The sequence below is a fragment of the Agrobacterium larrymoorei genome, assembly GCF_037722385.1.
Taxonomy (GTDB): Bacteria; Pseudomonadota; Alphaproteobacteria; order Rhizobiales; family Rhizobiaceae; genus Agrobacterium; species Agrobacterium larrymoorei_C.
This window is the reverse complement of sequence record NZ_JBBKAQ010000011.1, coordinates 189456-210422: the sequence shown is the minus strand read 5'-3', so window position 1 is coordinate 210422 and position 20967 is coordinate 189456. Positions and strand designations below refer to the sequence as shown.

At 57.4% G+C, this 20967-nt stretch carries 25 protein-coding genes and 1 tRNA gene; 18 read left to right on the top strand and 8 right to left on the bottom strand.

Annotated features, from left to right (window positions below; translation table 11 throughout):
- Positions 1-46: 46 nt before the first annotated feature.
- From WKI41_RS13800 to WKI41_RS13755, 11 genes are all read left to right on the top strand, one after another.
- Positions 47-451 carry a hypothetical protein gene (locus WKI41_RS13800; protein WP_340194068.1) on the top strand — a complete coding sequence of 135 codons (405 nt, stop codon included), beginning with the start codon at positions 47-49 and terminating at the stop codon, positions 449-451.
- Between the two features lie 26 nt (positions 452-477).
- Positions 478-1050 (top strand): hypothetical protein, encoded by a 573-nt coding sequence (locus WKI41_RS13795; RefSeq protein ID WP_340194067.1) that lies wholly within the window; start codon positions 478-480, stop codon positions 1048-1050.
- 2 nt (positions 1051-1052) lie between these two features.
- A complete protein-coding gene (locus tag WKI41_RS13790; RefSeq protein WP_340194066.1) occupies positions 1053-1301 on the top strand; it encodes a hypothetical protein in 249 nt (82 codons plus the stop codon).
- Between the two features lie 11 nt (positions 1302-1312).
- The gene (locus tag WKI41_RS13785; protein WP_340194065.1) at positions 1313-1495 is read left to right on the top strand and encodes a hypothetical protein; all 183 of its coding nucleotides are present in this window, start codon (positions 1313-1315) and stop codon (positions 1493-1495) included.
- A 299-nt stretch (positions 1496-1794) separates the two neighbouring features.
- Positions 1795-2211, top strand: coding sequence for a hypothetical protein (locus WKI41_RS13780; protein WP_340194064.1), 417 nt, complete (start codon positions 1795-1797; stop codon positions 2209-2211).
- Positions 2208-2474 carry a helix-turn-helix domain-containing protein gene (locus WKI41_RS13775; protein WP_340194063.1) on the top strand — a complete coding sequence of 89 codons (267 nt, stop codon included), beginning with the start codon at positions 2208-2210 and terminating at the stop codon, positions 2472-2474. The genes WKI41_RS13780 and WKI41_RS13775 overlap by 4 nt, the downstream gene beginning before the upstream one ends.
- Entirely contained in the window at positions 2474-2701 is a 228-nt protein-coding gene (locus WKI41_RS21745) for a helix-turn-helix domain-containing protein (RefSeq protein ID WP_425341034.1), read from the top strand. Before WKI41_RS13775 ends, WKI41_RS21745 begins: the two co-directional genes overlap by 1 nt.
- A gap of 89 nt (positions 2702-2790) precedes the next feature.
- Complete coding sequence (locus WKI41_RS13770; RefSeq protein ID WP_340194062.1) at positions 2791-2985, top strand: helix-turn-helix transcriptional regulator; 195 nt, start codon at positions 2791-2793, stop codon at positions 2983-2985.
- Positions 2985-5039 carry a hypothetical protein gene (locus WKI41_RS13765; protein WP_340194061.1) on the top strand — a complete coding sequence of 685 codons (2055 nt, stop codon included), beginning with the start codon at positions 2985-2987 and terminating at the stop codon, positions 5037-5039. Before WKI41_RS13770 ends, WKI41_RS13765 begins: the two co-directional genes overlap by 1 nt.
- 4 nt (positions 5040-5043) lie before the next feature.
- Positions 5044-5709, top strand: coding sequence for a hypothetical protein (locus tag WKI41_RS13760; RefSeq protein WP_340194060.1), 666 nt, complete (start codon positions 5044-5046; stop codon positions 5707-5709).
- Between the two features lie 12 nt (positions 5710-5721).
- Positions 5722-6252, top strand: coding sequence for a thermonuclease family protein (locus WKI41_RS13755; RefSeq protein ID WP_340194059.1), 531 nt, complete (start codon positions 5722-5724; stop codon positions 6250-6252).
- Here WKI41_RS13755 and WKI41_RS13750 read toward each other — a convergent pair.
- Positions 6242-6928 carry a hypothetical protein gene (locus tag WKI41_RS13750; RefSeq protein ID WP_340194058.1) on the bottom strand — a complete coding sequence of 229 codons (687 nt, stop codon included), beginning with the start codon at positions 6926-6928 and terminating at the stop codon, positions 6242-6244. The genes WKI41_RS13755 and WKI41_RS13750 overlap by 11 nt on opposite strands.
- A gap of 337 nt (positions 6929-7265) precedes the next feature.
- Between WKI41_RS13750 and WKI41_RS13745 the strand changes: the two genes are divergently transcribed.
- Positions 7266-8297, top strand: a complete 1032-nt coding sequence (locus tag WKI41_RS13745; RefSeq protein ID WP_340194057.1) for a PIN domain-containing protein — start codon at positions 7266-7268, stop codon at positions 8295-8297.
- Between the two features lie 126 nt (positions 8298-8423).
- On the opposite strand, the gene WKI41_RS13740 is transcribed toward WKI41_RS13745, so the two are convergent.
- Together WKI41_RS13740 and WKI41_RS13735 are read right to left on the bottom strand one after the other, a co-directional pair.
- Positions 8424-8510: transfer RNA gene (locus tag WKI41_RS13740), tRNA-Leu, on the bottom strand.
- A gap of 207 nt (positions 8511-8717) precedes the next feature.
- Complete coding sequence (locus WKI41_RS13735) at positions 8718-9026, bottom strand: SelT/SelW/SelH family protein (protein ID WP_340194056.1); 309 nt, start codon at positions 9024-9026, stop codon at positions 8718-8720.
- 126 nt (positions 9027-9152) lie between these two features.
- Between WKI41_RS13735 and WKI41_RS13730 the strand changes: the two genes are divergently transcribed.
- The 6 genes from WKI41_RS13730 to dnaJ all read left to right on the top strand — a co-directional run bounded on the left by WKI41_RS13730 (position 9153) and on the right by dnaJ (position 16707).
- On the top strand, positions 9153-9602 hold the full coding sequence (locus WKI41_RS13730) for a DoxX family protein (RefSeq protein WP_340194055.1): 450 nt from the start codon (positions 9153-9155) through the stop codon (positions 9600-9602).
- Positions 9603-9763: 161 nt separating this feature from the next.
- Positions 9764-10882 carry a PAS domain-containing protein gene (locus WKI41_RS13725; protein ID WP_340194054.1) on the top strand — a complete coding sequence of 373 codons (1119 nt, stop codon included), beginning with the start codon at positions 9764-9766 and terminating at the stop codon, positions 10880-10882.
- 1 nt (position 10883) lies between these two features.
- Entirely contained in the window at positions 10884-11294 is a 411-nt protein-coding gene (locus tag WKI41_RS13720) for a response regulator (protein WP_340194053.1), read from the top strand.
- Positions 11295-11299: 5 nt separating this feature from the next.
- Entirely contained in the window at positions 11300-13321 is a 2022-nt protein-coding gene (locus WKI41_RS13715) for a PAS domain-containing protein (protein ID WP_340194052.1), read from the top strand.
- Positions 13322-13584: 263 nt separating this feature from the next.
- Positions 13585-15489 (top strand): molecular chaperone DnaK, encoded by a 1905-nt coding sequence (gene dnaK, locus WKI41_RS13710; protein WP_340194051.1) that lies wholly within the window; start codon positions 13585-13587, stop codon positions 15487-15489.
- Positions 15490-15579: 90 nt separating this feature from the next.
- Complete coding sequence (gene dnaJ, locus WKI41_RS13705; protein WP_340194050.1) at positions 15580-16707, top strand: molecular chaperone DnaJ; 1128 nt, start codon at positions 15580-15582, stop codon at positions 16705-16707.
- 65 nt (positions 16708-16772) lie between these two features.
- Here dnaJ and WKI41_RS13700 read toward each other — a convergent pair whose 3' ends face one another.
- The 5 genes from WKI41_RS13700 to WKI41_RS13680 form a co-directional block, all read right to left on the bottom strand.
- The gene (locus tag WKI41_RS13700) at positions 16773-17327 is read right to left on the bottom strand and encodes a DUF924 family protein (protein ID WP_340194049.1); all 555 of its coding nucleotides are present in this window, start codon (positions 17325-17327) and stop codon (positions 16773-16775) included.
- Positions 17328-17363: 36 nt separating this feature from the next.
- Complete coding sequence (locus WKI41_RS13695) at positions 17364-17576, bottom strand: SlyX family protein (RefSeq protein WP_340194048.1); 213 nt, start codon at positions 17574-17576, stop codon at positions 17364-17366.
- A 112-nt stretch (positions 17577-17688) separates the two neighbouring features.
- Positions 17689-19194, bottom strand: coding sequence for a tripartite tricarboxylate transporter permease (locus tag WKI41_RS13690; protein WP_340194047.1), 1506 nt, complete (start codon positions 19192-19194; stop codon positions 17689-17691).
- Between the two features lie 9 nt (positions 19195-19203).
- Positions 19204-19665, bottom strand: coding sequence for a tripartite tricarboxylate transporter TctB family protein (locus tag WKI41_RS13685; protein WP_340194046.1), 462 nt, complete (start codon positions 19663-19665; stop codon positions 19204-19206).
- A gap of 133 nt (positions 19666-19798) precedes the next feature.
- Positions 19799-20782 carry a tripartite tricarboxylate transporter substrate-binding protein gene (locus WKI41_RS13680; protein ID WP_340194045.1) on the bottom strand — a complete coding sequence of 328 codons (984 nt, stop codon included), beginning with the start codon at positions 20780-20782 and terminating at the stop codon, positions 19799-19801.
- Positions 20783-20967 lie beyond the last annotated feature (185 nt).

The window sequence follows — 20967 nt, the reverse complement described above, 5'->3', positions numbered from 1 at the left end:
GGGTCCGGATAACCTCTTCTCAACAAAGCCGAAGAGGTCACCGACAATGAAAATTTCCGAACAGAAACTACGGCACTACCGCCGCGAACGGGACGCCGCCAACGCTGCCCGCGCCACTGCCTGGCGGAAGGTGCTTGATGCCCGCAAGGATGTGGGAACCGCACGCGAAGAATTGGACCGGGCTCAGAACCCGATTGCAGGGGTAGTGGTCCGCGAAGAGAGCGCTTTCGGAGGCGCCTCCGAAACTACCAAACAGGTCCGGATCAAGCCTCGCGATAATTCGATTGAGGTCGCCCGTGCAGTGGTCGCTAAGGCGGAAGCGGCCGAAACCCGAGCCAATGCCGAATTTGACGATTTGGCCGAGGCCGCCGACCACGTTGGGCGCCTCTGGACGCGCTGCAAGGCTTTCGCTGCCGAACATGGCGCATTGCCGTCCGACCTCGCTGATTAAATATCAATCTGGAAAGGAACCTTCCCATGGCGAAAGCCAGCATTAAAAGCATCGGTGACCGGCTCGCCGGGATGTTCTCGGCACAGGCCAAGGCCGCCTCCGACATCCGCCGCGACCTCGACCAAATCGGCGAAGATATCATCGCAGCACAGAACAAGCTTTCCGACACACGGCGCCGTCCAGCCACCCGCGAGGAAATTGAGGAACGTGTTGTTGCCGAACTTGCCGCGTCAGTGGTCGCCTTCAAGGACGAAACAAACCTCTCGGTCCTTTCGGACCCCAATGGTGGCAACATCATTCCGCCAGGCGGCGGGTCGAAGCCGGTGTTCTCGAAATGGGCCGCAATCGGTCTGGCGTATCTGGCAAATCCTGATGGGATCACCACCGCACTGGTGGATGCGGCCGTAGCTGCGACGCCCGGCGAACCTATTGCGGCATCGGAGCGGGCGCGAGAAATCGCGAAACTCGAAGCTGAAATCGCGGACCTCGAAAAGTTGCGGGAGCGCTTTGCGCGGGAAGCCGAGCGCCACGGCCTCCGGGTCAACCGATCCGAATTCGCAGACCCCGCCGCACTTCTGGCGGACGACTCGGAACTCTAATCATGACCCGCGCCGCCGAAATCCTCAAAGCCCAACGCGCCGCCGAACGTGTGTCGCATCAGGCCGAACGAGCGGCGCGTCTCGCCTATGCCCGTACCCGGGAAGCCGGATGGGCCATTGCATGCGACCCCGGACACGGGCCGGTCAATCTGGCGCTGCGCAGGGCGATCCTTGCGCAGAACGCTGCAATCGAAGCCCTTGCGAAACAGCGCGCCGCCCGACAGGCCATCGCCGATGCGTGGCGGCATTAAGGAGACCGAACATGCCCACACCCAGCGAACTCCGGCAAAAGCTACTTTATGGCAAGGACGCCCGTGCCAAGCGTGAGGCCAATGCACCAGCCGCTTCAACACCGGCCCGGAACCGTGGCGACGGCATCGACCGCGCCGCCCTTTGGACGAAGGCCATGAAGCGCGCTGCCGAACTTCCGCCCATCCGCGACTAACATGCGGCGGCATCCCAACTGCCGTCGCATCCGCACCGCCGGGAGACTCGTCCTCACCCGGCGGTGCAACAAAGTAAAGCCCAAAGATATCAATAGCTTGGGTCCTTCCGACGGGGTGGCATCTTGCGGGGGACACGGCTGCGCAAGGCTTCTGTAGCGACAGCGCTCCGATATTAATTCTAAACACTCGGAAACTCACCGATATGCCGACCGAAACCATTGAATCCAAATCAAGTTTCGCAAAACGTCTTGGCCTAAGCCGGGGCCGAATTTCCCAACTCGCTAAACAGGGTCTGCCCATGCTGCCGGATGGATCCGTGAGGGTCGAGGCTGCGCTTAAGTGGGTGCGTGCAGAATTGAACCCCGGCCCAGGCCGACCGCTCGGCGCCGCCGAGGGTGCCGGAAAGGGTGAAGGGCGCGAGGATATCGAAGCCGCAAAAATCCGCCTTCTGTTGGCGCAAGCCGGTCGCCAGGAACTTGAGCTTGCCCATCGGCGCGGCGAATTGGTGCCAGCCGAGGAAGCCCGCCGCGCCGTTCGGGCCGTGGCCTTCGTTACCCGTGAAGCCATGCTGAATTTTCCGGCACGCTACGGCGCCGAAATCGCAGGGGAACTTGGTGTCGATCCCGGAACGCTCATCGCCTTGCTGGACGCGCGGGTGAGGACGGAGATGAACCGAGTGGCAGCGAAGGCGCCGCCGGAAGGGGAGATCAAATGAGCCACACCAAGGGGATAACGATGCCTGATGAATTCGACATGTGCAATCAACGCGCCGCCTTCGAGTTCCTTGAAAGCGAACGGCAGCGCCTCGGAATGAGCCTGGACGAAATGGAAAAGCGCAGTGGCGTCAGCATCAATTCGACCTACAGCTGGCGCAATTGTTCTCGCTCCCCAACTATCCAAAATCTGGTGAAAATTGCCGAGTGCTTCGGTTTTGAGATCATCTTGCGCAAAAAATCTAGTGAAGGACGTTGTGCCTGATGAGCCGTGAATTCAATCTACGAGACCAAGTGCCCGCCATCCTAGCGATTAATGCAGAACGGCAGCGGCAGGGGATGAGCCTCGGCGACATGGAAGAGAGAAGCGGGGTCAGCGTCGGTTCCGTCTATGCTTGGCGGTCCGGCAAACGCTCACCACAGACACACATGTTAGTGGCTCTCGCTGGAACATTGGGCTACGAAATCATCATGCGTCGAAAGAAAATATAGCGTCCGTATTCGTCGCGCATAACCGTTCGCAATATCCCGCATAGGCACTCATAAACAGTCATGGGAAAGTCCTCCAAAGGAGATTTTCCATGTATTCGGTTCGATCTAATCTAATTACCGGCGAAGAGGTCCGTGAACGCTTTGGCGGCATCTCGGATGCAACGCTTGGCCGTTGGGTAAAAACCGGTGTTATCCCGCGAGGGATCAAGGTAGGACGTCGTCGTCTCTTCGATGTCCGCGAGCTTGAAGCTGTTGTCGAAGCCAAGAAGGCGGAGCGCAACTGATGGCCGCCAATGCACAAGCAACAGTCACCCTCTCACTTATTGACCGTCTCACTGGACCGATTAAGCGGATTTCCTCCCGCCTCTCCAATCTCGGCAAGAAGCTCGGATTAGAACGCATCACTGGCGCCACGGCACGCCTCGGTACATCTCTCAAGGGGCTCGGCGCTGGTCTGGCATCTACGACATCACGTCTTGCATCCTTCACCGCATTGGTGGGGTTGGGCTCCGCTGGTGCTATTGCTGGCCTCTTCGGGCTGGCTACCGGGACCGCCGAACTTGCCAAGGAAATCGACCGGCTGAGCCAGGTGGCGGGGACGCCATCAATTGAATTCCAGAAATGGGCATATGCCGCGAAGACGGTGGGGATCGAGCAAGACAAGATGGCCGATATCCTCAAGGACGTCGGAGACAAGGTCGGTGATTTCATGCAGACCGGCGGCGGTCCCATGAAGGATTTCTTTGAGAACATCGCGCCAAAGGTCGGGGTGACAAAGAAAGCATTTCAAGGTCTTTCGTCCGCGCAAGCGCTACAGCTTTATGTTTCCTCCCTGGAAAACGCCAATCTTTCTCAAGCGGAAATGACCTTCTACATGGAGGCCATTGCCAACGACGCCACGCTTCTGTTGCCGCTTCTCCGGAAGAACGGACAGGAATATAACCGGCTTGCATCGGAGGCCGGTAAAGCTGGCGCGTTGATGTCTCAAGATGCCCTCAATTTGGGTAAGGCATTCACCGAAAACCTTGACGCGCTCACCCGCCGGTTTGATGCCTTGCGGACTTTGGTGGCCGTCCAGCTTCTTCCCGTCTTCAACGAATTCGTTGTCGAACTCCGCGAACTGTATGATGCCAACGTGGACATCATCCGGGCCAAGCTTATCGATTGGGCGCGGGTTCTCCGCAAGGTTCTCCGGGACCTCATGAACCCGGCGTCGGACCTCCGGGTGGCAATCTCGGAATGGACGAAGGGGTTTGCAGACTTCATTGCGCGGGTGAAGCCCGTGGTAGATTTCGTTGGCGGTCCGCTTTACGCGGCGCTTGGGTTGATCGCAGCCTTCATATTTGGTCCGATGATTGCCGCGTTGGTGGCCTTAACGGCCGCAGTTTTCAACTTTGGCGCCGTTCTTCTCGGCACGCCGCTCGGCTGGATCCTCGCTGGTCTCGCTCTGATGGGTGCATCCGTTTATGTCCTCTACCAGAAATGGGACGAATTCATTTCCTACTTCTCCGGGGCATGGGGCAGGGTGAAAGACGCCTTCAAGGTGGGCTTCATTGATGGGATCAACGCCTATCTCGAAGAGTTTAACCCGGTCATCCTTGTCGCCAAGGGCATGAATGCCGTCTTCGAATATTTCACTGGAATCGATCTCATTTCCGAGGGTGCCGACCTCATCAATTCGCTATGGGAAGGGTTCAAGTCCACGGACTTCGCGCAAGCCATCGTGGGCACCCTTAACGATGCGTGGGCCGCCTATGAGAATTGGTGGAACAGCTTTTCCAAACGGGTTCGTGGCGCCGGTTCTGCCATCGTGCAAGCCATTTGGGACGGTCTCAAGGATAAATGGTCCGCCGTGGTGGATTGGCTGAAATCTTCCATCAACGACCTCATCGGCTGGCTTCCGCAAAGCGTCCAAGACAAGTTGGGCTTCAAGGTCAACACGGTGACCCCGGCGCCCGGAAACGATAACAAACCGTCTCCGTCTTCCGGTGCTGCAGCCGTTGGCGCCCGCGTCGGCGAGATGGGCGGCCAGATGTTGAAGGCGGTTCCCACCGGCGCTTCGGAGGCCGCCGCGAACACGGGACAGGCTCCGGCATCTGGCGGCTCCGCTTCTCCGGACAAGGTGACGACGCAGACCGTCCAGACGCAAAACCTTGCCATTGCGGAGCCGATTGTTGCCCATGTTCCCCAGAGCATTGATGCTTCCATAAACGGGGTCACCATCAACGTTTCTGGCGGATCAGGCTCGCCGGGCGAGGTGGCCGCCGCCGTCCGCGCCGAGTTGTCCGCGCTTTCTCGCCGGAATGCAGCCGCCGTAAACTCATCACTGTCGGATTGAAGTCATGCGCACACCAATCATTGCTCCAAAAATCATTCGAGTGGTCCCAATTCAGTGCCCTGACACCGGCAAGACGAATGGGACGTGTGTCGAATTCGAAGCCGTTATTTCCGCCGAGAACGGCGTGGTGACGGCCGACCTCTTCGTGGCAGAAGACGTGGAAACGGTCGTCGCCGCCATTGACCGGGCGCGCCGTCCCGGTGCCGTCCTCACCATCATGGCGCAGAACGCCGAGGGAACGAACCCGGTGACGGGGCGGCCGTGGTTGATCGGGACAATCGGGCCAGCTTCCGAAATTGACGTGCCATCGGTTTCCGGAATGATCTTTGCGCCAGAAGAGGGCATGGTTTCCTGCATCTTCGCGCCCCGTGTTCTCCGGATCTACGAAGCGCCAGACGCTTCCCCATGGTTCAATGGCGACATGACCAAACGCTTGGCGTGCATCGATATCGAGGCGGGCGATAAAGGTGACGGGATTGCCCATATCGTGGTGGTCGACATGAACCCGCAACAGGCGCGGTCATACGTTGAAAATGCCCGCATCATCCGCCGCCCTCTCGTCCTTTGGACCGACTTTCCAGTTCCTGGCTGTGTCCATACGTCTACCGGAAAACCTGTTTTCATCGGCTCCCTCAATCGTCTCGGAACACGGGACCCGGCTACGGTCTAACAAGGATCAATAATGAAACGCATCATAACAATTGGCGCCGCCGGGCTTGCGGCCGCCGTCATCGCAGCAAGTTTCGCAATTCCGGCGTCAATCGCCAAGGGCTCGTCGTTGACTGGAAGAGCGGTGGTCACAGATGGCGATACCATCTCCATACGGGATACAAAGATCAGGCTCCACGGGATTGATGCCGTAGAAAGCTACCAAACTTGCTTGGACGCCAACGGCGTATCCTACCGATGCGGCCAGGCCGCCGCCGAGGCGCTGGACGCCTTTCTAGCCGCATCACGCCCGACGACCTGCATTGTGACGGACAAGGATAGGTATGGGCGTTTTGTGGCCCGATGCGAACGCGCCGATGGCCAGTCGGTGAACGCTTGGATGGTGAGGAAAGGTTGGGCGACTGACTACAAGCGCTATTCACGCGGCGAGTTTGCGAAGGATGAGGCTGCAGCGAAGTCCGATAGGCTCGGCATATGGCAGGGTTCGTTTGAGGATCCGTGCGTGGTTCGAGCGAAGAGGGCAAAGCGTGTTCCTAGGTGCTAGGTGGCGCGTCTAGGTTCGTAAAATCCAGCTTGTCTATATAAAGCAAGCATCGATCCGTTACGAAATATACAAGTGAGCCCCATCCCGATACAGCATCAATGAATCCGAATCGGACAAGGGCTAGCACAGCTTCCCTGAACGCCAACTCGTTTTCGAAGGCATTGTTGCTGTCCAATTCAGCGCTGATCCTTCGACTGCTACGCTCTTCATCGGAATCGCGCCCAAACCCGTTCTCGCGGGCTGCTTTCAGCACAGCGAGGACCTTGATGTCGCTCGAATTCAATTGCACGGTGATAGCCCAAAAGTCCGCCATCTCATCTTCGGCGTAGTCCTCACGCGGAGCGCTCTTGAAGAATATCCGTGCCATAAGCCGTAACTTGTGTTGAGCCACACCTTCAACAGCGGCTCGCCGGACACGTAGAACAAATGATGCCAGCCTTTCTTCTTCGATAACGGCTTCGGCGGTAATCAGCCCCGCACGAATGTCTGCGACAACAGCCTCTTCCATCTGTTCTAGCCGCTTTTTGATTAGGCGCCTAAGGGGCAGCATGAAAGCTTCGGACCAACCTTCCGAGAAGTAGGCCAGGCCAGCCGACACATATTCAATTATGGCCTCACCGCGTTTGGCATGGTCGGCTGTTGTGAATCGATCAGATTGGGGGACTAGGTCCTTCAAGGCGGGCACCTCTCGTACAATTTAGACGTTTGCATTTTGCAAATTATTTCTCACATAGTTTGCAACTTAACAACAGACGCACGATCCGGGCTCCGCTAATCTGTACGCAGATTTAAGCAGGAGTAGTGATGTCAGTTATATGTGAACTCATCGCGGCCGAAGATGCTGCCGCTCAGGCAGATGTAGAGAAGGATTTGGCCTTCCTTCGCTCCGCCAGTGAGGGCGATGGTCCGGCGGTCCTAGCGCTTATTGAAAAGACCTTTGATGGAGGAGAGGATCCTCGATTGGTCGCCGGTATCAAAGCGCTTAAGAGAACTTTCTCCAAGGGAGCCGCGAAGTGCTGAAACTGGTGGTGGACACATCGGTATGGCTCGACCTCGCGAGAGACTATCGGGCCTTGTCTACGATTGCCGCCTTGGAAGACTTGGTTGGGGATGGCGAAGTTGAACTATTAATTCCGGAAGTTGTCCGGCAGGAGTTTGACCGTCGAAAGGACAAGCTCGCCGAAGAGACGCGAAAGGGGCTGCAAACCCATTTCCGCCTTGTCCGAGAAGCCATTCGAAGGCTCGGCGATGAGGCGGAAAAAACCGAAGCGCTAAATGCCATCGAAGAGCTTAGCCATAAGGTGGATGTCACTGGTGATGTTATTACACCTGCATTTGAGGCGGTGGATAGGCTCATTTCTGGCGCTACGCTATTGCCAGTGACCGATAGTCAGAAGGTTCGCGCAACGGACCGCGCCATGGCTGGGAACGCGCCCTATCACCGGTCCAAAAACAGTATCGGAGATGCGCTCATTATCGAAGCGTTTGCCGACGTTGTGTCCGGCCTGAAAGCCGAGGAAGCCGCCGCCCTCGTCACCCACAACGTCCACGATTTCAGCGACCCTGCCGGTGACCGCCGCAACCCTCATCCTGACTTGGTGCCTTTTTTCGCGCCGGGCCGGGCGGCTTACTGGATATCATTGCTAGACTGTCTCCGTGACACCGCGCCGGAGCTTGTTGAAGAGCGGGATTTTGAGTTCACCTACACTATGGACCCTCGGCGCCTGTCGGAGATCATAGACGCAGAAAACTTGCTGAACCGGCAAGTTTGGTACAACCGGCATTGGGGTCTTCGAAACGGTGTAGAGTCCGGCAAGATAAGGATCATAACCCAAGACGAATTCCGCAAATTGAAAGGTTATCACCCGGAGGTCGTGGTTGACTCGATTTGGGCTGGCGCCATGGCGGCGGCACGTAAAACAGAAGAAGAGGTTGGGGAAGAGAACCTAGGCCCTTGGGACGACTTCGAATGGGGAATGATCAACGGCAAACTGTCCGCTCTAAGGTGGGTTCTTGGTGATGATTGGGACATGCTGGACACGTAGATTTCGGCTCGCCTACCGTCGATTATCAGCAATCAAAATCAAAATTCGACTGGGGGAATAAACGGGGGGACTAAAACGACGAAAGCCGTGTAACCTATTGAGATTACACGGCTTTCTGGAATTAGATGGTGCCCAGAAGAGGACTCGAACCTCCACACCCTTGCGAGTACCAGCACCTGAAGCTGGCGCGTCTACCAATTCCGCCATCTGGGCGACGAGGAGCCATGTACGGGGGCAGGCCGCTGGTGTCAACAGGGATTTTGAAGTTTTGTGACGATCATTGTTTTTTCGTCAAAAAACATCGCGGTGCCCGTTCTCGTGCGATGGCGACGCCAGGTCGATCCTTTTAAATAAAGGCCCATCACGATGCGACCATAGCGTCGCGCTCTTCTGAGACCATCGGTCCGCATACACGTCCGACTATGTATCCAGCCCCTCATTCTTCTGCCGATCGAGATGGCCGAGATCCCGGTCGGGATCGATCATGTCGCGAAGGCGCTGTTTCAATTCCTTCGGTCCTGGAAAGCCGCCATCACGCTTTCTTTCCCATAAGAGCGCTCCGTCTACCGTGATTTCGAAGCGGCCGCCGGTGGCCGGAATGAGTGCGACTTCTGCAAGGCTGTCGGAGAAGGTGCTGAGCAGCTCCTGTGCTATCCACGCCGAGCGCAGCAGCCAGTTGCACTGCGTGCAATAGGTGATCGAAATGCGAGGTTTTACGGCTCCATCCATATCAAACGGTCCTTTTCTCATCTCACAAAAATATTACTTAGTTTGTCATGTTTTCTTCGAGGGAGACTTGCTTTGAAAACAGCTTCTTGCAGAAGGTCTGGAATTGCAATTCAGTGGAGTATGTTTGTGGCACATAATGACCTTTCTCGTGAACGACTGATCGTCCCGGCTGTCGCTCCTATCTATAACAGCACCTATGAACTGGTGGAGACCGTTCTGCGTGTTGTCGCGGGCGTGCTGCTTGTCACCCATGGCTTTGGCAAGATTACCAATCCTTTCGGCGCTGTAGGCATGGTGGAGAGCCTGGGCTTCTATCCTGGTGTATTTTGGTCTCCCCTTCTGGCCGCAACGGAATTCTTCGGCGGTATCCTCGTCGCGATCGGCCTCTTCACCCGTCCTGCAGCGTTCGCCGCCTTCATCGTCTTGATGGTGACGGTCTATTTCCATTGGATCGTCAAATCGGAAGGACTCGGCGGTGCGGAGAAGTCTATCCTGTGGTCGGCGATCTTCCTATTTTTTGCGGTCAGAGGCGGTAACAAGCACTCGGTCGATGCCAAGTTGCGTAAAGTCTTCTGATTGGTGATTCAGAGGCAGAAGCCAAGCCCAACTAGGACGGTGGCACCTGTCTCAAATCTACTTAGTCCTGCAACTTGATGACAGGCCAGCGAAAATAATCCATCGTCGGGAACCTTCCAGCCCCAGAATGATTACGCATGTGGTGAAGTGCGGAAAAATTCATGGTCGATTATTTGCTGCCTCTGGAAGCGCGTAAAGCCGGCGAGCGTTTGCTCGCCGCACACGCATCGGAAGACCCTTTTGCGGCAGCATTCAAAGCAACCCGCATGCCGATGATCATCACCGATCCAAAGCAGGACGACAACCCCATCATCTTCTGCAACAAGGCCTTCAACGATCTGACAGGCTATAGCAGCGACGAACTCCTCGGTCGGAACTGTCGTCTTCTTCAAGGCGAGAAGACGGATCCGCAAGCCGTCGCCAAGATTCGCGAGGGCATCGATGCCGGAACGTCGGTGTCGGTCGACATCTTGAACTATCGAAAGGACGGAGCGGAGTTTTGGAACGCTCTGTTTGTCAGCCCCGTGAGGGACGACAAAGGAGAAGTGATCTACTACTTCGCCTCGCAGCTCGACTTCACCCGCATCAAGGACAAGGAGGCCGAGCTTGCCGAAGCCCGCAATCTTGCCGAGGAAGAAGTCAGTCGCCGCACCAAAGACCTGCGCGATGCCTTGGACGCCAAGACCGTACTGGTTCACGAAGTCGATCATCGCGTCAAGAATAACCTTATGACGATGGCGTCCATCGTGAAGCTGCAAGAGCGGATGACGAAGAATGAGACGGCGAGTGCAACACTGAAATCGGTGCTCAACCGCATCGAGGCGCTCAGCACCGTTCACCGCAAGCTGTTCACGCTCGATAATATCGCCCGTTTCGACGTGGCCGACTTCGCAGAAGACCTCGTGGTCAATCTGACGAGTCAACTGAAGCGCACCGATATCAATGTCACACTGGACCTGTCGCCGGTTTACGTCCCTGCAGACAAGGCATCGCCTCTGTCGCTTATCGTCAACGAGTTGGTGGGCGATGTCGTCAGACGCGGGCTGGGCGATGGTGGCGGTGACATCAAGGTGACCGTAAAGAGGCTGAACGGACATTTCCTCATCCAGGTCGCCGATACGATCGATCCTGTGAAGGTCGATGAGGAGGAGCAGCGCTTCAGTCAGATGTTGCTGGAAACCTGTGCGCGTCAGGTCAGCGCAGATATTAAACGAGAACAGAATGGCCGGCAGACGATTGTAAGCGTGACGCTGTTGGTTGGACATAAGAAGGAATCATGAATTGCGCATTATCATCGTGGAGGATGAGGCACTTCTGGCACTCGAACTGGAAAGCGAAGTTGAGGCAGCAGGGCATAGCGTTGTCGGCGTCGCAGCAGATAGCGCATCGGCCATTGCTCTGATTGAAAAGGAAAGTGCCGACTTTGCTTTTGTCGATATTCATCTTCTCGATGGTCCGACCGGCGTGGATGTCGGCAGGTTTCTCGCCAGCAAAAAAGTCCCCTATGTCTTTGTCAGCGGCAATATCAAACGCATTCCGCCCGATTTTGCCGGCGCTGTCGGCGCTATCGAAAAGCCTTACACCGTCAATGGCTTGCAAAACGCACTTGGCTATCTGGACGCCATGATCAGCGGCAAGGATGGGCTTGTCGTGCCGCCGAACCTGATCATGCCGCTAACAACGACGTCTTGAGTGCGATGACTGTGAATAACGATCCTGGGAATATCGGTCCGATCCTGACTCAGCTTTTTGAGCAGGCGCCGACCTTCATTGCGCTTTTGCGGGGTCCAAATCACCGCTTCGAGCTTGCCAATCCGAGCTATATGGATCTCGTTGGACGTCACGATATTGTTGGACGAACGGTCGCGGAAGCGCTTCCTGAGGCCGCAGAGCAAGGCTTCGTCAACATTCTTGATGAGGTCTACACAACGGGCAGACCCTATAAAGCTCTCGGTGCTCTTTTCGTCATCCACGCCGATGAGGATGGATCTGGCAGGGAATGTTATCTCGACTTTCTCTATCAGCCGATCCGCGATGAGAACGGCGAGGTCTGCGCTATTTTCGTCGAAGGCTCGGACGTCACCGAGCGCACGGTGTCGGAGCGCGCAAGACGCGAAAGCGAGGACCTGTACAAGGGTCTTTTCGACGCGATCGATGAAGGCTTTTGTATCATCGAGTTCCTGGACGGGCCGCATGGACCGGACAGCGACTATGTGCATATCCAGGCAAACGACGCCTATGCTCGTCACGCCGGTATTCCCAATGTCGTTGGTCAGAAGCTGCGTGAGATGGTGCCGGATGAGGCTGACGCTTGGATCGCCCGCTACGGCGCGGTGTTGAAAACCGGCGAGCCCATTCGCTTCCAGCAGGAACTGGTTGCCACGGGCCGCTATCTTGAGCTCGCGGCCGTTCGCATCGAGCCGAAGGAACGCCGCCAGGTTGCGGTCCTTTTTCAGGATATTACCGCCCGTAGAAAAGCTGAGCTGGCTCTGGAAAAACTGAATGCCACCTTGGAGCAGCAGGTGGAAGAGCGCAGTGCCGAGCTGATGGTGGCGGAAGAAGCGTTGCGCCAAGCGCAGAAGATGGAGGCTGTCGGCCAGCTGACTGGCGGTCTTGCGCATGACTTCAACAATATCCTCGCTGGTATCAGCGGTAGCCTGGAAATGATGAACACGCGCCTGGCACAAGGCAGGGTGGGAGACCTTTCGCGCTATATTAATGGCGCAATGGGTGCCACCAAGCGAGCCTCCGCACTGACTCAAAGACTGCTCGCTTTCTCGCGCCGCCAGACACTTGACCCGAAGCCGCTCAATATCAACACCCTGGTCGACAGCATGTTGGAACTGGTCATGCGCAGCGTGGGGCCGGGCATCAAAGTGGAAACGGTGGGAGCCGCTGGTGTCTGGCCGACATTCGTCGATGCCAGCCAGCTGGAAAACGCGCTCCTCAATCTCTGCATCAATGCCCGTGACGCCATGCCGAATGGCGGAAAGCTGACAATCGAGACCGGGAACCGCTGGATGGACGAGCGGGCCGCCCGCATGCGCGGCCTGGAGCCGGGACAATATGTGTCGCTCTGCGTCTCCGACACTGGGACCGGCATGTCGCAGGATATCATCGAGCGCGCCTTCGATCCTTTTTTCACCACCAAGCCCATCGGCCAGGGGACAGGACTTGGCCTTTCCATGGTCTATGGTTTTGCCGGTCAATCGGGCGGTGCGGCGCGCATCTATTCCGAACTCGGCAAGGGCACGATGATCTGTATCTATCTGCCGCGCTATGCCGGTTCTGTCGATGCGGACGATCCGCAAGCCGAAGGCCATATCGATGCACCACGTGCCGATGGCGACGAGACGATCCTGGTTGTGGACGACGAGCCCTTGGTCAGGATGCTCGCCGTCGAGGAGCTGCAGGATTTGGGATATTCGGTGATCGAAGCCGAAGACGCGCCCTCGGCCTTGCGTCTTCTTAATTCCAACAGACAGATCAGCCTGTTGATCACCGATGTCGGCTTGCCGGGCGGCATGAACGGCAGGCAATTGGCGGATGCAGCCCGCGTCAATCGGCCGAATCTCGAGGTTCTGTTCATCACTGGTTACGCGGAAAACGCAGTCCTGAACCATGGTCATCTTGACCATGGAATGCACGTCATGACCAAGCCCTTCCAGCTGGATGTCTTTGCCCAAAGGGTCAAGAGCCTGATCAAGCCACAGGGGTAGCGGCTTACAACTGCCGCAGCACGATCTCTTGTATGAATGTCTGGGCTGTCACACCAGCTTTAGAGCCGAGATGAAGAAGTGCAGCAAATCTTTCTTTTTGCTGCCTTCGCTGGCGCCATTCGCCTTGCAGCCAGAAAATTCGCTCCTTATATACGCCGCATACCAGCAGAAATGCTGACAAAAAAGCAAGACCATCCAAGTCAAGGAGTCGTCAGTGGAATGCCTCCCGGGGTTCCGATGACTCGCTTCAAGGAGAGAAGAAAATGGCAAAAGTAATCGGTATTGACCTTGGCACGACCAATTCCTGCGTCGCAGTGATGGACGGCAAGGACACCAAAGTCATCGAAAACGCGGAAGGTGCACGCACGACCCCTTCCATGGTCGCATTCAGCGACGATGGTGAGCGTCTGGTCGGTCAGCCTGCAAAGCGCCAGGCCGTTACCAACCCTACCAACACCCTGTTTGCGGTCAAGCGCCTCATCGGCCGTCGTTACGACGATCCGACCGTCGAGAAGGACAAGGGACTGGTCCCGTTCGATATTGTCAAGGGCGACAATGGGGACGCTTGGGTAGAAGCGCAGGGCAAGGGCTACTCCCCTTCGCAAATTTCCGCGATGATCCTTCAGAAGATGAAGGAAACCGCTGAATCCTATCTCGGTGAAAAGGTTGAAAAGGCCGTCATCACCGTTCCAGCTTACTTCAACGATGCCCAGCGTCAGGCAACCAAGGATGCGGGCCGCATCGCTGGTCTTGATGTTCTGCGCATCATCAACGAGCCGACCGCTGCCGCCCTTGCCTATGGTCTGGACAAGAAGGAAGGCAAGACGATTGCCGTGTACGACCTTGGTGGTGGTACCTTCGATATCTCGATCCTCGAGATCGGCGATGGCGTCTTTGAGGTGAAGTCTACCAACGGCGACACCTTCCTTGGTGGTGAAGACTTTGACATGCGTCTGGTCGAGTACCTTGCAGCCGAATTCAAGAAGGACAACGGTATCGACCTGAAGTCCGACAAGCTGGCTCTGCAGCGCCTCAAGGAAGCTGCCGAAAAGGCAAAGATCGAGCTGTCGTCTTCGCAGCAGACCGAAATCAACCTGCCCTTCATCACGGCAGACGCATCCGGTCCTAAGCACCTGACGCTGAAGCTGACGCGCGCCAAGTTCGAAAGCCTGGTCGATGACCTGGTCCAGCGCACTGTCGCACCTTGCAAGGCAGCTCTTAAGGATGCCGGCGTATCCGCTTCCGAGATCGACGAAGTCGTTCTCGTTGGTGGTATGAGCCGCATGCCGAAGGTGCAGGAAGTCGTCAAGCAGCTGTTCGGCAAGGAGCCTCATAAGGGCGTCAACCCGGACGAAGTGGTTGCCATGGGCGCGGCCATCCAGGCCGGCGTTCTGCAGGGCGACGTCAAGGACGTTCTGCTCCTCGACGTAACCCCGCTGTCTCTTGGCATCGAAACGCTGGGCGGCGTCTTCACCCGTCTGATCGATCGTAACACGACGATCCCGACGAAGAAGAGCCAGACCTTCTCGACCGCCGAAGACAACCAGTCTGCCGTGACCATTCGCGTCTCGCAGGGTGAGCGCGAAATGGCAGCCGACAACAAGCTGCTCGGCCAGTTCGACCTCGTTGGGCTGCCGCCATCGCCACGTGGCGTTCCGCAGATCGAAGTGACCTTCGATATCGACGCGAACGGCATAGTCCAGGTCTCGGCCAAGGACAAGGGCACGGGTAAGGAACAGCAGATCCGTATCCAGGCATCGGGTGGTCTCTCCGACGCCGACATCGAAAAGATGGTTAAGGATGCGGAAGCCAATGCTGAAGCCGACAAGAAGCGTCGTGCGGGCGTAGAAGCCAAGAACCAGGCTGAGAGCCTGATCCACTCCACCGAGAAGTCGGTCCAGGAGTATGGTGACAAGGTTTCTGAAACCGACCGCAAGGCGATTGAAGATGCCATCGCTGCCCTCAAGACGGCTGTCGAAGCATCCGAGCCGGATGCAGACGACATCCAGGCGAAGACCCAGACGCTCATGGAAGTATCCATGAAGCTCGGTCAGGCCATCTACGAAGCCCAGCAGGCGGAAGCCGGTGAAGGCGGCGCAGGCGGCAAGGATGATGGTGTGGTCGACGCCGACTACGAGGAAATCAAGGACGACAAGAAGTCCGCGTAAATCGCGGCTCTTGCTCTCGGACTTGAGTGAATGAGACTGACTCCGGCTGCCTCGTGCAGCCGGAAATCCATTTCGGGGTGTGTTATCTTCATGGCGAAAGCAGACTTTTACGAGACATTGGGCGTGAGCAGATCCGCCGATGAAAAGGAGCTGAAGAGCGCCTTCCGCAAACTTGCGATGAAGTATCATCCGGACAAAAATCCCGATGACGCAGAATCCGAGAAAAAATTCAAAGAAATCAATGAAGCCTACGAGACGCTGAAAGACCCGCAAAAACGCGCGGCGTACGATCGCTTCGGCCATGCGGCGTTCGAACACGGCGGCATGGGCGGCGGTGGCGGCGGCGGTTTTGCCAGCGGCGGCTTCTCCGACATTTTTGAAGACATCTTTGGCGAGATGATGGGCGGCGGTCGTGCGCGCCGGTCTTCCGGTGGCCGCGAGCGCGGAGCTGATCTCCGCTACAACATGGAAATCTCGCTGGAAGAGGCTTTCAGCGGCAAGACCGCGCAAATCCGGGTGCCGACATCCATAACCTGCGACGTCTGTTCCGGTTCCGGTGCAAAGCCTGGCACCAGCCCCAAGACCTGCGGCACCTGCCAAGGCTCGGGCCGCGTGCGTGCAGCCCAAGGCTTCTTCTCGGTGGAACGGACCTGCCCGACCTGCCATGGCCGCGGCCAGACGATCACCGATCCTTGCACCAAGTGTCACGGCCAGGGCCGTGTGACGGAGGAGCGTTCGCTCTCGGTCAACATCCCGGCCGGCATCGAAGACGGAACACGCATTCGTCTGCAAGGTGAAGGCGAAGCAGGGATGCGAGGTGGCCCTTCGGGAGATCTCTACATCTTCCTGTCGGTGCGTCCGCACGAGTTCTTCCAGCGCGATGGCGCCGATCTTTATTGCGCAGTTCCGATCTCGATGACGACTGCAGCCCTTGGCGGCACATTCGATGTCACGACGTTGGATGGAACGAAGTCACGTGTGACGGTGCCGGAAGGCACGCAGCCGGGCAAGCAGTTTCGCTTAAAGGGTAAGGGCATGCCGGTTCTGCGTTCGGCGCAGACGGGCGATCTCTACATCCAGATTCAGATCGAGACGCCGCAAAAGTTGACCAAGCGTCAGCGCGAATTGCTGCAGGAATTCGAGGAAATTTCGTCGAAGGACAACAATCCGGAATCGACGGGCTTCTTTGCTAGGATGAAGGAATTTTTTGACGGCTGACGTCGCCTTCAGTTCACAAATCTTCTAGCGCCGCCATCCATCCGGATTGGCGGCGTTTTTGTTCATCAGCCTGCAAACCCACCTTCGGCAAGGAAGGCGCGCTCTTCTTCCGTCGTTTCACGAAGCAGAATATCGTTGCGGTGAGGGAAGCGACCGAAGCGCGCGACGATATCGCGATGCTCGATCGCGAAAGGCAAATAGCGTTCGCCAAGAGGCTCGCAAAGCTCGCAGCAAAGCTCCTGGTCGGCCAGTTCTTCCGAGTGCATGAAGGTTAGGTAGAAGAAAATCCGCAGTTCAGGATCGATCGCCTGATCATGGCCGCGTGAAACGGCGTCACGAGCGTAGTGAAGCGCCAGCGGATCGGTCGCATACATATGCGCTGTGCCGCGGAAACAGTTGCGGGGAAACTGATCGAGGAGAAGAAGAAGCGCGAGGCTGCTTTCCGGCGCATCAAGCCAGTCGATCAGCTCCCGACGAGCCGCCGCGAAGTGCAGATCGTGAAAGCGGGAATGGAAGGCGCTGTCGAAATGGGCGTTCTTCTCAAACCATTTCTCGGGACCAGCCTCATTCCAGAAAGATAGAATCTCAGCGACTGGTGTTGGTATCGCACTCTGCGTCATCTCAGCTCCTCAATATGTCGTAAGGCGTCGGCGTCATCAGTAATGGGGTGGCTTTGTAATGGCTGGCGCGTCAAGCGACTGTTCTTCCAGGCTCAAGAAGCGCTCCGTGAGACGATCGAGTTTTGCACGAGTCTGCTCGACGACCTTCCACTGTTCCGCCAGTTGATCGGAGAGCTCTTCGATCGTCTTGGCCTGATAGGCCACCGTCTCTTCTAAAGTGATGATCCGCGCTTCATTTTGATCTGCCATGAAGACCTCCGTTACCAATCACGCTGCTTTCGCAGTTTTATGACGCATAAACAAGACAAAGGCCGGACAGTTGGTGTCCGGCCTTTGATTTGTGATGAACCGTGAGGCTGTATCAGCCTTCGTCCTGGAAGACTTCCTCGCGCTTCTTCTTGACGCTTGGCAGGAAGACGACGACGAGAACCAGAAGAGCGATCAGGAGCAGCGTGGCGCTGATCGGCCTGGTGACGAAGGTGCTTGGATCGCCACGTGACAGGATCATGGCGCGGCGCAGGTTTTCCTCCAGCAGCGGGCCAAGCACGAAGCCGAGCAGCAGAGGTGCCGGCTCGCAGCGCAGTTTCACCAAGGCGTATCCGATGAAGCCGAAGAAGGCGACGGCATAGAGATCGAAGACGTTGGAGTTGACGCTGTAAACCCCGATGGCGCAGAAGGCCATGATGATCGGGAAGAGCACGTAATAAGGGATCGTCAGAAGCTTCACCCAGAGCCCGATGAGCGGGAGGTTCAACACCACCAGCATCAGGTTGCCGATCCACATGGAGGCGATGATGCCCCAGAAGAGCGCCGGCTGCTCGGTCGCAACATTCGGACCGGGAACGATGCCCTGGATGATCATCGCGCCGACCATCAGCGCCATGACCGGGTTGGCAGGAATGCCAAGTGTCAGGAGCGGGATGAAGGAGGTCTGAGCACCGGCATTGTTGGCCGATTCCGGACCTGCGACACCGGCGATTGCGCCGTGGCCGAATTCTTCTGGATTCTTCGAGACGCGCTTTTCCACCGTATAGGAGGCAAAGGCCGCGAGAATGGCACCACCGCCTGGCAGGATGCCCAGCGCCGAGCCGATAACAGTTCCGCGCAGGACGGGCGCAACCATCTTCTTGAAGTCATCTTTGGTGGGCAGAAGGCCGGAAACCTTGGCCATCAGCACGGTACGGGTCTTTTCGTCTTCCAGATTGCGCAGGATTTCGGCAATACCGAAGACACCGACGGCAACCGCAACGAAGTTCAGACCATCGGCATATTCGCGAATGCCCAGTGTGAAGCGCGGTGTGCCACTATAGATGTCGGTACCGACGAGGCCTAGCAGCAGGCCGAGGACGACCATGGCAAGCGCCTTGACGATGGAGCCGTGCGCCAGTGCAATGGATGACACGAGACCGACAACCATCAGCGAGAAATATTCCGCCGCACCGAATTCGAGCGCGATCGAGGTGAGCGGTGGCGCGAAGACTGCCACGAGGAAGGTTGCAACTGTACCGGCAACGAAGGAGCCGATGGCCGCAATGGCGAGTGCCGCCCCGGCTTTCCCCTTACGCGCCATCTGGTATCCGTCGATGGCTGTCACGGCGGAGGAAGACTCACCCGGCATATTGATGAGGATCGCCGTGGTCGAGCCGCCGTATTGCGCGCCGTAATAGATGCCGGCGAGCATGATCAGCGAGGAAACGGGCTCCAGCTGGAAGGTAATCGGCAGAAGCATGGCGATCGTCGCGGTGGCGCCGATCCCGGGAAGAACGCCGATCAGCGTCCCGAGAAGCACGCCGATCAGGCAGAAGAACAGGTTATGAAGCGTGGAGGCCGTATAAAAGCCGAGCGCCAGATTATCGAAGAGTTCCATGACGCGACCTCAGAAGTTGAGCCAGGGGCCGAAGCGCTGGAAAGGCAGGCCAAGACCGTAATTGAAGACGAGAACCGAAAACACCGTAATGGCAGCCGATAGAAGCACGGCCATCACTGGCTTCATCTTGTGCGATGCAAAGGAGGCGATCAGCGCACTGAGGAAGAGGGCAGGGACGAAGCCCAGGCCACGCACTGTCAAACCGAAGAAGATGGGCGCCGGGAGGATGAAGAAGATGCCCCGCCATGCAATCGAGCCCATCGGCTCGCCTGCAACCTTGCCGGCCCGCAGGAAGATCACGCTGCCGAGCAGCACGAGGATCAGCGAAAGGACGAGCGGGAAATATCCAGGGCCCATGCGAAAGGTGGTGCCGAGATCAAGATCATAGGATTGCCAAGCAAAGAAAATGCCGAGGCAGATAAAAATTGCGCCGCAGATGGCTTCTGTGGCATCGAAACTGACTGATTTCATGGTCGTCCCCGCCTGTGCATCGGTGCCTTTTTATGGCCCGACGTCTGTAGAGTTCGATTGAGGTCTTTAGGATCGCTGTGGACTGCAGCAAGAAACCGGGGACGGCATGTGCCATCCCCGGCTCGATGCAGGTTTAGTCGGCGTATTGGCCAGCCGATTCGATGACCGGCTTCCAGCGCGCAATTTCGCTTTCGAGCTTGGCCTTCAGTGCGGCAGGCGTTGCATCCGCTTCTGGCGATGGCGTGGTGCCGAGCTCGGCAAAGCGCGCGGCAACGTTCTGGTCCTTCAGCGCCACCTGAAGTGCCTTGGAGAGACGCTCATTCACGGCGGCTGGCGTGCCCTTCGGCGTGTAGATGCCGTGCCAGATACCAACTTCGAAGTTGGGCAGGCCTGCTTCCGTCGCCGTCGGCACATCCGGCAGAACGCTGAGACGCTGAGGCGTGGTGACGGCATAGGCTTTCACGGTGCCGCCCTGAATCTGCTTGGTGGTGTTGGTCGTCTGGTCGCACATGATATCGACCTGACCGCCAAGAAGATCCGTCATCGCCGGGCCGGTGCCCTTGTAGGGAACGGTCACGAGCGGCGTTTGAATGGCGCTCATGAACAGCATGCCGCACAGATGAGAGGCAGCGCCGATACCGGCATTGGCAACCGTGACCTTATCCTTGTTCGCCTTGGCGTAGTCGATCAGGCCCTTGAGATCCTTGGTTTCAAGGTTCTTGCGCGACAGGATCGTCATCGGTACTTCGGTCACGAGGCCGACATAGTCGAAGGCGTCGAGCGTCTTGTAGGCGAGCTTACGGTAAAGCGTGTCGCTGGTGGCCATGCCGATGTGATGCAGGAGGATGGTGTAACCATCCGGATCGGCAGATGCCACGCGACCGGCACCCAGTGTTCCGCCTGCGCCGCCGACATTTTCGACGATGATCTGCTGGCCAAGATCCTTGGACATGGATTCCGCCACGAGGCGGGCCACGGTGTCTGTCGGACCGCCAGCGGAGAACGGCACAACCATAGTAATGTTGCGGCCAGGATAATCCTGAGCGGCTGCAGAAAGCGCAAAGAGCGATACGGCGGCGGCAGCGACTGCACCCGTGACGGATTTCAGAAGTTTCATCTTTTCCTCCCGATGAATATGGCCTCAGCGACGAAACACACTCCTCTGTGTTCGCCGGGGTGAGATCATTTGCAGTCGAGATCGCGCTTCACGCAATCGAGGGAAGAAAACAAATCGTTAAAAGATCGTCGGCTAACGGCCTGAATGGGTGGATTCCGAAACATCGCTGTCATGACGTGGGTGGA